The organism is Chitinibacter bivalviorum, from assembly GCF_013403565.1.
Classification (GTDB): Bacteria; Pseudomonadota; Gammaproteobacteria; order Burkholderiales; family Chitinibacteraceae; genus Chitinibacter; species Chitinibacter bivalviorum.
In genome coordinates this window covers 1,391,312-1,406,002 of record NZ_CP058627.1, presented here as the reverse complement: position 1 = coordinate 1,406,002, position 14,691 = coordinate 1,391,312, and the positions used below count along the sequence as shown (strand labels likewise).

Sequence of the window (14,691 nt, the reverse complement as noted above, 5' to 3'; positions counted from 1 at the left end):
ATGTAGAAGGGAAAAGGATGTTTATTGTTGATCGTTCCGCTGCCATTATTCGCCCAAAACAGCCATTTTTGGAGTGGCTCAATGCGCTACCGGGCAATGATGTGGTGCTGACTTTGGATGAAATTCGCTCCGATTGCACCGTGATTTTGGTGCCAGAAGCAGCTGAGCCGGAAGATTCAATTGCTTATATTGATGATATTGCCGACAAATTATTTGGCCTTGAGTTGGCGTCTTGGGTGGCCGATGAAAGCCTGTGGCCGCAAAAACGCAGCCTAAAATTATTTTGGGAATGGTTTGATGTCGAAATCCATTTGGGCGTAATGGATGCGGTCGATAGTGATATCCGCAATACCCCAACGGATCACAATTATCATTAATTGCCCCTGTCGCCGCCTGAATCAAAACTGAATCGTCGCCGAAATTTTCGGCGACTTTTTTACGCTGCGAGCATTGTTTTGCTGTGCTTAAATGACTTTCATTGGCCTTTGTAGGCGTTTTAGCAAGGAATACCGCAATGAAAAAGAAAGCAATGATCGCGGCACTGTTGGCTTTGCCTTGTCTGGCTTGGGCTGACAACACGCCACAATATAATGTCGTCAATCTGGAGGCCAGCGTGAGCCGGCAGATTGATAACGATATGGCGCAAGCGACTTTGTTTGTCGAATTATCTGATACTGATTCCAGCAAACTGGCCGAGAAAATCAACCAAACGATCGCCGCCGCCCAAAAAACACTGAAGCAATATCCAAGTGTGCAATCAGCGGGAACGTCATACAGTAGCTACCCAGTGTATGGCAACAAAAATAACCAGCAGCAAGGCTGGCGTAGCCGAGGTGAATTGCGCGTTAGCTCCAAGGATTTTGCCGCTCTGTCGCAATTAATTGGCCAATTGCAAAAATCGCAAACCAATGGGATTGCGCTACAGTTGGCAGATATTCGTTATGAGGTTTCCGAGCAGAGCCGTAAGCAAGCAGAAGAGGTCTTGATCGAAGAAGGGATTAAGGCATTCCGCAGCCGTGCGGCCTTGGTTCAGCGCAGTATGGGTGGCGCATCGTGGAAAACAATGCAGATGAATGTACAAACGCAGGCGCAATACCCAGGCCCTCGCCCTATGATGTATAAAACTGCGATGGTCGCGGCTGAAGCAGTACCTGCGCCTGCTCCGATTGATGCTGGCGAAAGTCGTTTGATAGTAAATGTCAACGGCAGCATTCAGGTCGCCGAGTAATGACGCCCGCAGTATTGAAAATTAACCCCGTTCCCAGTCGTTGGCAGCGGGGTTTTTTGTTGGCCTTGCACGGTGTCAGTTGCTGTGTGGTTTGGGCTCTGGCGTGGCCACAGGCCTTGGTTTTATCTGGCGGAGTGATGCTGTCTTTGTGGTGGCATTGGCGGCAGCCCGTAAAAATAAGCCAGCTCCAATGTTTGCCTGATGGACTTTGTGTGGTGCGATATGCCAATGGGCAGGAGTTGGAAATGGCGTTGCAGGCAAGCAGTGTGTTGACATCCCACGTGATGGTGCTGCATTTGAAGGGCGATGGCGCTCGTGCGCAGGTTTTGCTCTGGCCCGATAGCGCCGATGCTGAGGTGCTCAGGCAATGGCGAGTGTATTTGCGCTGGATTTGGCCGGGTTTGCAGCGAAAAAAAGAGGTTAAAGAGTTTTGATGGGGTATATGACCAAAGACCAATCAATAAAATGTCTATGGCCATATACCCTATGTAATTACTTTTTCGCGCTTTTTTCTGGAGTGAGTAAAGTCGGCTTGGAGTTGGTTTCGATACCTGGATAATCCCGACTGTAATGCAAGCCGCGACTTTCCTTGCGCTCCATCGCGCAGCGCACGATTAATTCGGCCGTAATCACCAGATTGCGCAATTCCAACAGATCGTTAGAAACACGGAAATTGCGATAAAACTCGTGAATTTCATTTTTGAGTAATTCAATGCGATGCAGTGCTCGCTCTAGTCGCTTATTGGTGCGAACAATGCCGACGTAATCCCACATAAAGCGGCGCAATTCATCCCAATTGTGTGAAATGACGACTTCTTCGTCGGGATCCGTAACACGGCTTTCATCCCACTCGGCCACCTTGGGTAGTGCAGGTGCAGTTTGCTGCAAAATGTCATGTGCCGCCGCTTTGCCCAAGACCATGCATTCGAGTAATGAATTGGATGCAAGGCGATTTGCACCATGCAGGCCGGTGCAGGCCACTTCACCGACGGCATATAAATTCGCTAAATCAGTGCGACCCTCTAAATCCGTGACTAAGCCGCCGCAAGTGTAATGCGCAGCCGGTACGACCGGAATCGGTTCTTTGGTAATGTCAATACCCAATTCAAGGCAGCGCTGATAAATATTGGGGAAATGTTCGCGTACAAACGCGGCGGGTTTGTAGGAAATATCCAGATAAACGCAGTCATATCCGCCGCGTTTCATTTCAAAGTCGATCGCGCGCGCGACGACATCACGTGGCGCCAACTCGGCGCGTTCATCGTGGTCTGGCATAAAACGGGTGCCATCGGGTAGGCGCAAAATGCCGCCTTCGCCACGTACCGCTTCGGTAATCAGAAATGATTTTGCATGGGGGTGATACAGGCAAGTCGGGTGAAATTGGATAAATTCCATATTGGAAACACGGCAGCCCGCGCGCCAGCCCATGGCAATGCCATCGCCGGTCGCGACATCTGGGTTGGTGGTGTAAAGGTAAACCTTGCCCGCGCCACCTGTCGCTAGCACGGTAAATGGGGCGAGGATGGTTTCTACCCGATCGGCTTCTTTATCGTACACATACGCACCAACGCAGCGGTTGGAGTCATCGGCGTTTTTCTCGGTGATCAGATCGACTGCGATATGCTCTTCGAGCAGGGTGATGTTGGGGTGGCCCGATACTTTGATCGCCAGCGTATCAATCACAGCGGCGCCCGTCGCGTCAGCGGCATGGATAATACGGCGGTGGCTATGCCCACCTTCGCGAGTGAGGTGATAGCCCTGATAGCTGGTATCGCCCGATTCGTCTTTGGTGAATGGCACACCCATTTGAATCAGCCAATCGATCGCTTCTTTTGAATTTTCAATAATGTAGCGAGTAGCATCAAGATCGCATAAGCCAGCGCCAGCCACTTGAGTGTCTTTGATGTGTAGCTCGATGCTGTCGGAATCGTCGAGTACGGCAGCAATTCCGCCTTGGGCCCAGCCGCTACCACCATCGCGCAGGGCGCGTTTGGTAATCAGGCCGACTTTTAGTTTTTCAGCCAGTTGCAGTGCAATGGTCATGCCACCTAAGCCACTACCCAAAATCAGAACATCAAACTTGCGCATGCGGTTTTGTCCTATATATCCAGTGCGATTCCTAATCTAAGCTGCAATATTAACAGAGCAAGAACGAATCCGCTTTGTCAGAATTATCTCGTCAGGGTGCTTGTAATTTAGCGTGGCGCCCTCATTCTTTACGAGTAAAATGCAGACATATCCCATAGGAAAATTGGCTTGAATACGAGCTCGACAAATAGCACTGAGCGCGATTTGGATCAGGAATTAGTACGGCGCGCACAGGCCGGCGATCAACGGGCGTTTGAGTTGTTGGTGGTTAAATACCAGCGCCGAATTGCGCGTTTGCTATCGCGAATGATTCGAGATCCATCAGAAATCGAAGATGTAAGCCAAGAAGCTTTTATTAAAGCGTATCGGGCTTTACCATCGTTTCGAGGCGAAAGTGCGTTTTACACCTGGCTGTATCGGATTGCGATAAACACGGCTAAAAATTACCTGTCCTCATTGGGGCGGCGCCCGATGTTGGCGACCGAGTATGAAGATGAAGACGGTGAAACCTTAGATGCCGTGGCACAAATGCCAGATTTTCATACGCCGGAAACTGAACTATCCAATCGACAGATTGTCTCTACTGTAAACGAGGCGGTCGATGCATTACCTGAAGATTTGCGCGAGGCAATCACGCTGCGCGAAATGGACGGCCTCAGTTATGAAGACATCGCTTTGGCGATGGATTGCCCGATTGGTACGGTACGTAGCCGTATTTTCCGGGCTCGTGAAGCAATCGCCAATCGATTGCGGCCTTTGCTCAACGGTGTTAGCAAAGATAAACGTTGGTAAATGACAATGGCCGCCTCGAGTGAGGAACAAATGATGAATGAAAAACTATCCGCCTTGATGGATAACGAGCTTGACCCCGCGCAATGGGGTGAAGTGCTCGATGCGCTTAAATCCAATCCTGTTTTGCAGCAGCAATGGCACGATTGGCACATGAGTAAAGATGTCTTGCAGGGCAATCCAAGCTTGTCGAGTGATTTTATGGCCAAATTTTCGGCGCGTTTGGCTGCTGAGCCCATCGTGCTCGCGCCTAATCGTTTGCCTGCTCCTAAGACCAAACGCTGGATGGTGCCTATGGCTGCGGCAGCATCGGTGGCTTTTGTGGGCTTGGCCGTATGGCAATTTACCTTCCACGCAGCTCCAGCAGCTCAGCCGCAAATGGCCAGTGTTCAGGCTGTAATGCAGCAGGGGCACGTAGATGCTGCTGAAGTGCGCGCATATTTGGCTGCACATCGTGACGGGGTCTCGAATCCAATGGGCGCAGATCATCTGGCGCAAGTTTCATTTGAAGTGGGAGAGCAGCGCTAGATGAGCCGTCGCCGTTTGACTAGAAATTGGATCCAGCAGAGTCTGCTGCTGCTTTTGTGCTGCGTCAGCTTGGCTCGCGCCGCTGAGGTGCTTGATAAAGATAGTGCAATCAAATTATTGGAACGCACTGCTTCGGCGGCCAAGCAAGCGACCTACTCTGGCACATATGTGTATCAATACGGCGATGAAATTTCTACCTACCGCATGATCCATGTACTGGATGGATCGACCGATGCTGAGCGGCGCGAAACCTTAGATGGCCCGCCGCGCGAGTATTATCGTTTTGGCAATCAAGTCAGTATTTATCCGGCCGACCCGCAGCAAAGTGCCTTAGATCGTCGTTATACCGCCAAGTTATTTCCACGGCAGTTGCCCGATAATGTTGCGACCTTATTAAGTGCCTATGGCATTACCCGTTTGGGGCATGAGCGCGTTGCGGGGCGCGAGTCAACCGTGTATCAGCTTGAGCCGCTTGATCAATATCGCTATCCGCATCGATTCTGGGTTGATGATGACTCAGGGTTGTTGTTGAAGTGGGTTGTGCTGGGTATGCGCAAAGAAGCAATGCAAGCATTTGCTTTTACGAATATACAGCTAGGGGGTAATGTCGATCGGAAGTGGCTCAAACCGGTTCGTCAGTTGCAAGCTGTATCGATTGATTTGAATAATGGTGTCGCTAGCCCGGCTCAAGAGCCCGGCTGGGACATCAAGCCCGTTCCTGTGGGGTTCCGCTTGCTCAAGCAAACGAGTAAGACCCTTCCAGGGAAAAACCGCACCGTCATTCATCATTTATACAGTGATGGTGCCGTGACCGTGTCGGTCTTTATCGAGCCAGCCCATCAGCGCTTGCCGCTGGGTCTGGCGCATCAAGGCGCTACCCATTTATTTGTTAAACAAAGTGGTGCTTACTTGGTGATGGCTTTGGGTGAAGTGCCTGCGGCGACCGTAGAGGCATTTACCGCCGCTTATAATGCCCGCTAAATTTATAAATCCCCATGATTGAAACTCAAGCTCAAGTTGTCCGTACCGAAGGCACATTCGCCTGGGTTAAAATTCGCCCGCATTCGCCATGCGGAAATTGCGACCCTAAAACGGGCTGTAAATCAGTGGCGATTACGCGCCTGTTTGGTAACGCACAGGAAAATTATCGCGTGAATAACCCAATCAACGCCGCGGTCGATGATTTGGTTACGATCGCCGTTGCCGAGGGTGCTTTGCTCAAAACTGCGCTCTGGGCCTATGGATTGCCTTTAGGTTTGCTCTTGTTGGGCGCTTTGCTAGGGCGTCTGAGCAATGGGCAGACAGAAATGGGCACGCTGATCGGTGCCGGGCTCGGTTTTCTTGCTGGATTTGCGGCATTAAAACTCCTGCCAAAAACGCAAATGCAGCCTGCCGAACCCTTTATTGTTAGTAAATCTTTGACTGGACAGGTCGTAAAAACCTGTGAACTTAAACGTACTCATTAAACCCGGAGGAAAGGGAATGCTGAATCGCTTTTTGCTCACTCAATTATTACTGACTGCAAGTGTAGGCGCGATTGCTGCGCCGGCAGGCTTGCCTGATTTTACCAATATTGCAGAAAAAGAAGGTCGTGCTGTCGTGAATATCTCGACCAGTGCGACGGTGCGTGAAAATGAAGCGGGCTCACCCAATTTTGATCCAGATACATTAGATCTATTACGCCGTTTTGGATTTCCCATGCCCCCCAATGGACGCGGTATGCAGCCTCGTCCACATCACGCCCAATCATTAGGTTCGGGTTTTATTATTGATGCCAATGGTTATATTTTGACCAATGCGCATGTCGTGGCCAAAGCTGACGAAATTACCGTCAAAACGCTCGATAAACGCACATTTAAGGCCAAAGTGATTGGTTCCGATGCGCGCACCGATGTGGCGCTATTAAAAATTGAGGGAAGTAATTTGCCCAAAGTGAATTTGGGGGATGCCAATAAACTCAAACAAGGTGAATGGGTGTTGGCGATCGGGCAGCCGTTCGGTCTCGATAATACGGTGACTGCGGGTATTGTGTCGGCCAAAGGACGCAGCTTGCCCGATGAAAATTTTGTCCCATTCATTCAAACCGATGTTGCCATTAACCCCGGTAACTCTGGCGGCCCGCTGTTTAATATGAATGGTGAGGTTGTTGGTATCAATTCGCAGATTTATAGCCGCTCGGGTGGCTATATGGGCTTGTCATTCTCGATTCCGATTGATGTGGCGATGAAGGTCGCTGATGAGCTTAAAGCCACCGGGAAAATTACTCGTGGCCGAATTGGGGTGGCAATTCAGGATGTGAATGAAGACTTGGCAAAAAGTTTTGGTCTGAGTAAAGCAACTGGCGCCTTGCTTAATTCAGTTGAAAAGGATGGCCCTGCTGATAAAGCGGGCTTGCGTGCTGGCGATATTTTATTGAAATTTAACGGCCAAGTCGTGAGTAGCTCGAGTGAGTTGCCACGCATGGTCAGTGCAGTGAAGCCTGGCACCAAGGTGCCGCTGCAGATTTGGCGTGATAAAGCGAGCCGAGATGTCCAGATTACAGTTGGCGAGCTCGATTCAAGCGATAAAAGCACCGAAGGTCGTGAGTACAAAGGCAAGAGTGATGACGCGGGTAAGTTTGGTCTTTCAGTGCAAGAACTCAATCCTCGTCAGCTCAAGCAGTTGAATATTAGTTTTGGTGTACTGGTGCGTGATGTTGATGGGCCTGCCGAAAAAGCCGGATTGGAAGCGGGTGATGTGATCGTCGGGGTGGGAAGCCAAGATTTGACGAGTACAAATCAGCTGAAAAAAGCCCTCAATGAACTTAAACCCAATGAGAGTCTGCCTTTGCGAGTACTGCGCAATGGAAACTCTGCATTTATTGTATTGAAGGCGCCGGCTAAATGAAGAAGTTGAAGTTGTATGGGCGCGAATACTGCAGTTTGTGTGTCGTAATGCGTGAGCAATTACTGTCACAAGCTGCGGGGCGCTTTGACCTGCAGTGGATTGACATTGATGATGTTGAGCCGCTGGAAGAGCGTTATGGTGAATGGGTGCCCGTTTTGACTGATTCTAATGATGTTGAAATTTGCCATTATCATCTGGATCAATTAGCGCTGGATGCGAGGCTGGCCGATTTAGGCTAAAATCGCGGATTAACGCAATTCTCGGGCACGCGTGGCGTGCCCCTTTTATTTTCTTGGGTTGCCCTTACAAGACTTGGCTGGACACATGGATCATATTCGTAATTTCTCTATTATCGCCCACATCGACCACGGTAAAAGTACTCTGGCGGATCGGTTTATCCAGTTTTGTGGCGGCTTAGAAATGCGTGAAATGAGCGAGCAGGTGCTCGACTCAATGGATATTGAAAAAGAGCGCGGTATCACGATCAAGGCACAGACAGCAGCCTTGCAATATAAAGCGCGCGATGGCAAAACCTACAATCTGAATTTGATTGATACCCCGGGGCACGTTGACTTTAGCTATGAAGTGAGTCGCTCGCTCGCTGCCTGCGAAGGTGCTTTGCTGGTGGTGGATGCATCACAAGGGGTAGAAGCCCAAACCGTTGCGAACTGCTATACCGCGATCGAGCAGGGCGTTGAAGTGCGTCCAGTATTAAATAAAATTGACTTGCCAGCCGCTGATCCAGATCGCGTGGCGCAAGAGATTGAAGACATTATCGGGATCGAAGCGACCGATGCTGTGCATGCCTCGGCTAAGTCGGGTATTGGCATCGAAGACATTCTGGAAGAGGTTGTTACCAAGATACCCCCTCCAAAAGGTGATATTGATGCGCCACTGAAAGCACTGATTATCGACTCATGGTTTGATAATTATGTCGGCGTAATCATGTTGGTGCGTGTGGTTGACGGCGTACTGCGCCCGAAAGACAAAATCCTGTTTATGTCGTCTAAAGCGCAGCATTTGTGTGAACAGGTTGGCGTCTTTACCCCCAAATCCGTGCAGCGTGAAATGCTTAAAGCCGGCGAAGTGGGTTTTGTGATTGCTGGGATTAAGGAGCTGGCCAGCGCGAAAGTAGGTGACACCATTACCACGGTGAAAACCCCAGCGGCAGAGCCGTTGCCAGGCTTTAAAGATGTGAAGTCACAGGTCTTTGCCGGTTTATACCCTGTTGAGAGCCACGATTACGAAAAGCTGCGCGATAGCCTCGAAAAACTGCAGCTTAATGATGCATCGCTGAATTATGAACCTGAAGTTTCTACTGCATTAGGCTTTGGTTTCCGTTGTGGCTTCTTGGGTCTATTGCATTTAGAAATCGTGCAAGAGCGTCTCGAGCGCGAATTTGATATGGATTTGATTACCACGGCGCCAACGGTGAAGTATGAGCTGGTGCTGCGCGGTGGTGAGACGGTGCAGATTGAAAATCCATCCAAATTGCCAGACCCATCAAAATACGATGAAGTGCGCGAACCCATTATTACCGCGACCATCTTGGTGCCACAGGATTACGTGGGCCCAGTCATGACGTTGTGTAATCAAAAGCGCGGTAATCAGGTGAATATGCAATATCTGGGTCGTCAAGTTATGTTAACTTACGATTTGCCGATGGCTGAAGTGGTGATGGATTTCTTTGATAAATTGAAATCAGTCTCACGTGGCTATGCCTCGCTCGATTACGATTTTAAAGAATTCCGTGTTGGTGATCTGGTCAAACTTGATGTCTTGGTCAATGGCGAGCGGGTGGATGCGTTGAGCTTGATTGTTCACCGCTCAATGAGTCAGTATCGTGGTCGTGAATTGGTGGCCAAAATGCGTGAGTTGATCCCGCGCCAGATGTTCGATATTGCAGTTCAAGCGGCTATCGGTAGTCAAATCGTGGCGCGTGAAACAGTTAAAGCCGTACGAAAAGACGTATTGGCAAAATGTTATGGCGGTGACGTTTCTCGTAAACGTAAGCTGTTGGATAAACAGAAAGCAGGTAAGAAGCGCATGAAGCAAGTGGGTAATGTGGAGATTCCGCAAGAAGCCTTCCTTGCCATCTTGCAAGTCTCTGATAAATAAAACATTCGTCGCCTCTAAGGAAATAGCATGAATTGGTTGTTGCTAGGTGTAGTGTTGCTGATTTTAGGCCCCGTGCTGATTGGTGCTGGGGCTAAGCATGAACGTAAGGGCAATGAGCCACCGCAACTGGTTCAATATGGCTATTTATCCGTTGTCGTCGGTGTTTTTGTTTTGCTGGTGCAGTTTTTATCCATTGGCACCGCCATGCTGCTGTTTGTTCTGATTACGGGTGTAATTTGGGCTCTGGATAAATTTATCTGGCAAAAAAAACGTGGTGATAAGCAGGTTGAAGATTGGGTCGAGTACGGGCGCGGATTTTTTCCAGTGATTTTGGTGGTGTTCGTGCTGCGCTCATTCTTGGTTGAGCCGTTTCAGATCCCTTCATCATCAATGCGCCCTGGTTTGATTGTTGGTGATTTTATTTTGGTAAATAAATACGCCTATGGTTTGCGCACGCCAGTCATCAATACGGTGTTTCTGCCCGTTGGTCAGCCTGAACACGGCGATGTGATGGTATTTAATTACCCCAAAAACCCAGCCGTTAACTACATTAAACGTGTGGTAGGTTTGCCAGGCGACACCATTGAATACCGCAATAAAAAGCTAACCGTGAATGGCAAGCCTGTACCAATTGAAGATGCGGGTGAGCATAGCTACGTTGAGCAAGGTGTGTATGAAGTTCGTAATAATCAGTTCATCGAGAAAATGGGCACTCACCAATTCAAGACATTGAATATGGCTGATCAGCCAACCTTGATGCTCAGTGAAGTGGATGACTTCCCTGGTCGCGAAAATTGCCGTTATGATGAAAGTGGCTTCGAGTGTAAAGTACCTGAAGGTCAGTATTTTGCGATGGGTGATAATCGCGATCACAGTGCGGATAGCCGATACTGGGGTTTTGTCTCAGATAAGTATGTCGTAGGTAAGGCCTTCTTTATCTGGATGAACTTCAAGCATCTGGATCGTGTCGGTACTAAAATAGAATAAATTTATAACGGGGATCTGATGATGAAAAAGCAGCAAGGTTTGTCATTTTTTGGCTTTATTATCGTGGCCATGGCGGTGGCTATGGCACTGATTACTGCATTTAAGGTAGTGCCCACTTATATTGAATACTTCAATATCAAACAGGCTTTAACTACCATTGCCAAGCAAAATAGCGGTGCTACACCTGCTGCAATTCGCGAATCATACGTACGACATGCAGATATTAGTAATATTCATGCCATTAAGCCTGAAGATCTAATCATTACTCAGGTTGCTGGCCGCACTGTCATTCGAACTGATTATGAGCAAGTTGTCCCTTTGGTGGCCAACGTGAGCTTTTTGTTCCAATTTTCGATTGAAACTTCATCTTCAGGCCCTAGCGAATAATCGCATTTTTTAGGAAATTATTTTGTCAGTTGTATTACCTGCCGAGCGCTTGCAAAAGGCGCTCGGTTATATTTTTTCTGAGCCGCGTCTTTTAAAGCAGGCATTGACCCACCGTTCACATTCTTCTACGCACAATGAGCGTTTGGAGTTTGTAGGTGATGGCATTTTAAATGCCTTGGTGGCGCGTCGTTTGTATCATACGTTTCCTCAGTTTAGTGAGGGCGATCTCTCACGCTTGCGCGCTCATTTCGTGCGCCAAGATTCGCTGGCTATCATTGCCACGGAATTGCAGCTAGGCGACTATCTCTCGCTTGGCGAGGGTGAGCTAAAAAGTGGTGGACATCGCCGACCGAGTATTTTGGCAGATGCGCTAGAAGCAGTGTTGGGTGCAATCTGGCTGGATGGCGGTTTTGAATCCGCAGCAACAGTTGTCGAGCAATTGTTTGCGGCGCGAATTGCAGAAGTTAATCCTGAAGATGCAATGAAAGACGCGAAAACGTCATTGCAAGAATGGTTGCAGGCGCGCAAATTATCGTTGCCACAGTATGATGTGCTGCGACAAATGGGCGAGTCGCCCGATCAGATTTTCGAAGTGTCGTGTACTTGTGTTGAATTAAAAATGGCCAGCAAGGCCGAAGGCACAAGTCGTCGGGCGGCTGAACAAGAGGCTGCTGGTAGTTTATTGAAACAATTACGTCTGCAGTATCCGGGCAAAAAGGTGGTAAAAAAATGAGTGAAGAAATGTTAACTAGCCCGGAAGATGCGAACGGTTTTCGTTGTGGATTTGTGGCGATTGTAGGCCAGCCTAATGTTGGTAAATCAACCATGATGAATCACCTAATTGGGCAAAAGCTGAGTATTACATCACGCAAAGCACAAACTACGCGTCATCGTATTACCGGTGTTTTGACTTCCGAGACGGCGCAATTTGTTTTTGTCGATACGCCAGGTTTTCAAACTAAGTACCGCAATGCCTTGAATCAAGCGATGAACCGCAGTGTGACTACGACCTTGGCCGATGTAGATGCGATTTTGTTTGTTGTTGAAGCAGGGCGCTTTGGGCCTGCGGATGAGGCTGTGCTTAAACTCTTGCCTCGTGATCGTCCGGTTATTTTGGTCATTAACAAAGTCGACTTGATGGATGATCCAGCGCGTTTATTGCCATTTATTGAAAAAGTAGCAGGGCAATTTAATTTTGCTGCGATTGTGCCCATTTCAGCGCAGAAGTCACAGAAACTTGATGTACTGCTCTCGGCGGTTGAGCCATTATTGCCAGAGTCTGTGCCTTTGTTTGACCCTGATCATCTCACTGATCGCAATGAGCGTTTTTTAGCCTCGGAAATTATTCGCGAGAAAATTTTCCGCATGATGGGCGAAGAGTTGCCCTATGTGATGGCGGTTGAAATCGAAAAATTCGAAGAAGAAACTATGGCCAATGGCAAAGAGTTGCGTCGGATTTATGCTGCAATTCTGGTTGAGCGCGAAAATCAAAAAGCCATTTTGATCGGTAAAAAAGGCGAAAAGCTGAAAAAAATCGCAACCGATGCGCGACTCGATATGGAAACGATGTTTGACGCCAAAGTATTTTTAGAAGTCTTTGTCAAAGTCAAAAGCGGCTGGGCAGATGACACACGTTTGGTCCGCCAATTCGGTTACGAATAAGCGATGGCTAGAGGTGGACATAAGAATCGGGTCAATGATCACCCGGCCTTTGTACTGCACCAATATGCCTATCGTGAAACGAGCCGTTTATTAGATGTGTTTACGCGCGAGCATGGTCGGCAAACGATCTATGCTCGCGGTGTGCAGCGACCGGGCTCCCAAATCCGTAGTGTCTTACTGAATTTTCAACCTCTGCTTTTGTCGTGGTTTGGCGCTGGCGAAGTTAAAACTTTGCATGCCGCCCAGTGGCAACCCGGTTTGGCTCAATTGACTGGTTTGCCGCTACTCTGTGCATTTTATATCAATGAATTGCTGCAAAATTTGCTGATCAAAGAGGAGCCTCATCCTGAGCTCTTTGTTGCCTATTTCGATGCGATTAAAGCACTTTCAATATGTAAATCTGACGGCGCGGGAGTTGAACCTGTGTTGCGCTTATTTGAAAAGAGCTTGCTCAGCGAGTTAGGTTTAGGTGTTGACTGGTTTAAAATCGCGGGTAGTGAGGAGATCATTCAAGCCGATCGATATTACCAATTTATACCCCAGCAAGGCTTTATTCCGCATGCCGCGCATGGTGAAGCTTGCTCGGGTGATTTAATTTTGCAGTTTGCTAACTTAAAAATGGACAATGAAGCGCTGTGGCCGTGGGCCAAAATTTGGATGCGTCAATCATTGGCGCCCATCTTGGGTGATAGGGTTTTACATACTCGGCAATTGTTACTGGATTTACAACGTATATAGGGTATCTTCTTGAACGTGAGGATCAATATTGACTACGTCTAGATACCTGTTTGGAGTATTTATGAAGCGACACATTAAGCTCGGCGTTAATATTGATCATATTGCTACGGTGCGCAATGCTCGTGGCACCAGTTATCCCAGTCCCGTACTGGCAGCGCAATTGGCTGAACAAGCTGGTGCAGATTTAATCACATTGCATTTGCGCGAAGATCGTCGCCATATTCGTGATGACGATGTTCGGCTAATTCGAGCAGTGTTGCAAACCAGAATGAATCTGGAGATGGCGCTGACCGACGAAATGCTGGCGCATGCGCTTGAGGTGCAACCGCAGGATGTCTGCTTAGTGCCAGAACGTCGCGAAGAAGTGACCACTGAGGGTGGTCTTGATGTAAAGCGCTATGCCAAATTAACTGGCCAGTTTATCCAAAAATTAAGCGATGCCCAGATCCGTACCTCGATTTTTATCGATCCCGACTTTGAGCAAATTAAATTGGCGCATGAATTAGGTGCGCCAGTGATCGAGATTCATACCGGGCGTTATGCCGACGCGAAAAATAGTACTGAGCAAGCCCAAGAATTGCTGCGAATTCAAAAAGCCGCCACCTATGCGACAGAGTTGGGATTAATCGTGAATGCTGGACATGGTCTGCATTATCATAATGTAAAGCCAGTTGCAGCCATTGAGGCAATTGAAGAACTCAACATTGGCCATGCATTGATTGGTCATGCGTTATTTGTGGGCTTGGAAAATGCAGTGCGAGAAATGAAGCAATTGATGCTGCAAGCACGGATGGGCTACTAAATAAATCTTATAAAATAGCGGTTTTTAGCTTATCTTTAAGTTAATGCTGGTTTTCAAACGCTTTTTTAGCAAGGTTGGGAGGGCAAAATGATTAGCATTTCGCATGAGTCCAGCTACATCCATGTTGTGATCTTTGGTCAATTTACCTTGCAAGATTACAAAGAGTTTGAAGAAAACGTACTATACGATATTGGTTTTCACGGCCCAGCTAAATTGCTGTTTGATCTGACTGAAATGACAGGCTACACCATCGATATGGCCTTAGAAGAGATCAACTTCAGCTCGAAGCACCAGCAAGATTTTTCACAGGTGGCCGTGGTGACTGATGACCAGTGGGTTGTCTGGTCGGTTTGGATCAACCGCGCCATTGCAGACTCCAATATCATGGTATTTGAGTCAGTCAATGAAGCGCTGAATTGGTTTATGGATGCGGAAGTCGCTACCGATATTATCAAATAAAAATCTACTCAACACAGTA

At 48.3% G+C, this 14,691-nt stretch carries 18 protein-coding genes; 17 read left to right on the top strand and 1 reads right to left on the bottom strand.

Features of this window, described 5'->3' with window-relative positions; all coding sequences use genetic code 11:
* Positions 1-17: 17 nt before the first annotated feature.
* The 3 genes from HQ393_RS06675 to HQ393_RS06665 all read left to right on the top strand — a co-directional run bounded on the left by HQ393_RS06675 (position 18) and on the right by HQ393_RS06665 (position 1,662).
* Complete coding sequence (locus HQ393_RS06675) at positions 18-377, top strand: hypothetical protein (RefSeq protein WP_179358052.1); 360 nt, start codon at positions 18-20, stop codon at positions 375-377.
* A 137-nt stretch (positions 378-514) separates the two neighbouring features.
* Entirely contained in the window at positions 515-1,228 is a 714-nt protein-coding gene (locus tag HQ393_RS06670; RefSeq protein ID WP_179358051.1) for an SIMPL domain-containing protein, read from the top strand.
* Positions 1,228-1,662: a protein YgfX gene (locus HQ393_RS06665; protein WP_179358050.1), complete on the top strand. Its 435-nt coding sequence runs from the start codon at positions 1,228-1,230 to the stop codon at positions 1,660-1,662. Before HQ393_RS06670 ends, HQ393_RS06665 begins: the two co-directional genes overlap by 1 nt.
* Before the next feature lie 58 nt (positions 1,663-1,720).
* Here the strand turns inward: HQ393_RS06665 and nadB are convergent, their stop codons facing one another.
* A complete protein-coding gene (nadB, locus tag HQ393_RS06660; protein WP_179358049.1) occupies positions 1,721-3,316 on the bottom strand; it encodes an L-aspartate oxidase in 1,596 nt (531 codons plus the stop codon).
* Positions 3,317-3,484: 168 nt separating this feature from the next.
* On the opposite strand from nadB, the gene rpoE reads away from it, so the two are divergent.
* From rpoE to HQ393_RS06590, 14 genes are all read left to right on the top strand, one after another.
* Positions 3,485-4,108, top strand: a complete 624-nt coding sequence (gene rpoE / locus HQ393_RS06655; protein ID WP_179358048.1) for an RNA polymerase sigma factor RpoE — start codon at positions 3,485-3,487, stop codon at positions 4,106-4,108.
* A 30-nt stretch (positions 4,109-4,138) separates the two neighbouring features.
* Positions 4,139-4,633: a sigma-E factor negative regulatory protein gene (locus HQ393_RS06650; protein WP_179358047.1), complete on the top strand. Its 495-nt coding sequence runs from the start codon at positions 4,139-4,141 to the stop codon at positions 4,631-4,633.
* Complete coding sequence (locus HQ393_RS06645; protein ID WP_179358046.1) at positions 4,634-5,614, top strand: MucB/RseB C-terminal domain-containing protein; 981 nt, start codon at positions 4,634-4,636, stop codon at positions 5,612-5,614. It begins immediately after the preceding gene.
* Positions 5,615-5,628: 14 nt separating this feature from the next.
* The gene (locus HQ393_RS06640) at positions 5,629-6,099 is read left to right on the top strand and encodes a SoxR reducing system RseC family protein (RefSeq protein ID WP_179358045.1); all 471 of its coding nucleotides are present in this window, start codon (positions 5,629-5,631) and stop codon (positions 6,097-6,099) included.
* Positions 6,100-6,115: 16 nt separating this feature from the next.
* The gene (locus tag HQ393_RS06635) at positions 6,116-7,519 is read left to right on the top strand and encodes a DegQ family serine endoprotease (RefSeq protein WP_179358044.1); all 1,404 of its coding nucleotides are present in this window, start codon (positions 6,116-6,118) and stop codon (positions 7,517-7,519) included.
* Entirely contained in the window at positions 7,516-7,758 is a 243-nt protein-coding gene (locus tag HQ393_RS06630) for a glutaredoxin family protein (RefSeq protein WP_179358043.1), read from the top strand. Before HQ393_RS06635 ends, HQ393_RS06630 begins: the two co-directional genes overlap by 4 nt.
* 85 nt (positions 7,759-7,843) lie before the next feature.
* On the top strand, positions 7,844-9,637 hold the full coding sequence (gene lepA / locus HQ393_RS06625; RefSeq protein WP_179358042.1) for a translation elongation factor 4: 1,794 nt from the start codon (positions 7,844-7,846) through the stop codon (positions 9,635-9,637).
* A 27-nt stretch (positions 9,638-9,664) separates the two neighbouring features.
* Positions 9,665-10,624, top strand: coding sequence for a signal peptidase I (gene lepB / locus HQ393_RS06620; protein WP_179358041.1), 960 nt, complete (start codon positions 9,665-9,667; stop codon positions 10,622-10,624).
* Positions 10,625-10,642: 18 nt separating this feature from the next.
* Positions 10,643-11,011, top strand: a complete 369-nt coding sequence (locus HQ393_RS06615; protein WP_179358040.1) for a DUF4845 domain-containing protein — start codon at positions 10,643-10,645, stop codon at positions 11,009-11,011.
* 22 nt (positions 11,012-11,033) lie between these two features.
* Complete coding sequence (gene rnc, locus HQ393_RS06610) at positions 11,034-11,744, top strand: ribonuclease III (RefSeq protein ID WP_179358039.1); 711 nt, start codon at positions 11,034-11,036, stop codon at positions 11,742-11,744.
* On the top strand, positions 11,741-12,673 hold the full coding sequence (gene era, locus HQ393_RS06605; protein WP_179358038.1) for a GTPase Era: 933 nt from the start codon (positions 11,741-11,743) through the stop codon (positions 12,671-12,673). Before rnc ends, era begins: the two co-directional genes overlap by 4 nt.
* Before the next feature lie 3 nt (positions 12,674-12,676).
* On the top strand, positions 12,677-13,411 hold the full coding sequence (recO, locus tag HQ393_RS06600) for a DNA repair protein RecO (protein ID WP_179358037.1): 735 nt from the start codon (positions 12,677-12,679) through the stop codon (positions 13,409-13,411).
* Between the two features lie 73 nt (positions 13,412-13,484).
* A complete protein-coding gene (pdxJ, locus tag HQ393_RS06595) occupies positions 13,485-14,213 on the top strand; it encodes a pyridoxine 5'-phosphate synthase (RefSeq protein ID WP_218871399.1) in 729 nt (242 codons plus the stop codon).
* Between the two features lie 87 nt (positions 14,214-14,300).
* Entirely contained in the window at positions 14,301-14,672 is a 372-nt protein-coding gene (locus HQ393_RS06590) for a SpoIIAA family protein (protein ID WP_179358035.1), read from the top strand.
* Positions 14,673-14,691 lie beyond the last annotated feature (19 nt).

What these genes read in the sequence shown, in the direction of transcription:
- HQ393_RS06675 (WP_179358052.1), top strand. Translation starts at nt 18, where the DNA reads ATGTTTATTGTTGATCGTTCCGCTGCCATTATTCGCCCAAAACAGCCA.
- HQ393_RS06670 (WP_179358051.1), top strand. Translation starts at nt 515, where the DNA reads ATGAAAAAGAAAGCAATGATCGCGGCACTGTTGGCTTTGCCTTGTCTG.
- HQ393_RS06665 (WP_179358050.1), top strand. Translation starts at nt 1,228, where the DNA reads ATGACGCCCGCAGTATTGAAAATTAACCCCGTTCCCAGTCGTTGGCAG.
- nadB (WP_179358049.1), bottom strand. Translation starts at nt 3,316, where the DNA reads ATGCGCAAGTTTGATGTTCTGATTTTGGGTAGTGGCTTAGGTGGCATG.
- HQ393_RS06650 (WP_179358047.1), top strand. Translation starts at nt 4,139, where the DNA reads ATGATGAATGAAAAACTATCCGCCTTGATGGATAACGAGCTTGACCCC.
- HQ393_RS06645 (WP_179358046.1), top strand. Translation starts at nt 4,634, where the DNA reads ATGAGCCGTCGCCGTTTGACTAGAAATTGGATCCAGCAGAGTCTGCTG.
- HQ393_RS06640 (WP_179358045.1), top strand. Translation starts at nt 5,629, where the DNA reads ATGATTGAAACTCAAGCTCAAGTTGTCCGTACCGAAGGCACATTCGCC.
- HQ393_RS06635 (WP_179358044.1), top strand. Translation starts at nt 6,116, where the DNA reads ATGCTGAATCGCTTTTTGCTCACTCAATTATTACTGACTGCAAGTGTA.
- HQ393_RS06630 (WP_179358043.1), top strand. Translation starts at nt 7,516, where the DNA reads ATGAAGAAGTTGAAGTTGTATGGGCGCGAATACTGCAGTTTGTGTGTC.
- lepA (WP_179358042.1), top strand. Translation starts at nt 7,844, where the DNA reads ATGGATCATATTCGTAATTTCTCTATTATCGCCCACATCGACCACGGT.
- lepB (WP_179358041.1), top strand. Translation starts at nt 9,665, where the DNA reads ATGAATTGGTTGTTGCTAGGTGTAGTGTTGCTGATTTTAGGCCCCGTG.
- HQ393_RS06615 (WP_179358040.1), top strand. Translation starts at nt 10,643, where the DNA reads ATGATGAAAAAGCAGCAAGGTTTGTCATTTTTTGGCTTTATTATCGTG.
- era (WP_179358038.1), top strand. Translation starts at nt 11,741, where the DNA reads ATGAGTGAAGAAATGTTAACTAGCCCGGAAGATGCGAACGGTTTTCGT.
- recO (WP_179358037.1), top strand. Translation starts at nt 12,677, where the DNA reads ATGGCTAGAGGTGGACATAAGAATCGGGTCAATGATCACCCGGCCTTT.
- HQ393_RS06590 (WP_179358035.1), top strand. Translation starts at nt 14,301, where the DNA reads ATGATTAGCATTTCGCATGAGTCCAGCTACATCCATGTTGTGATCTTT.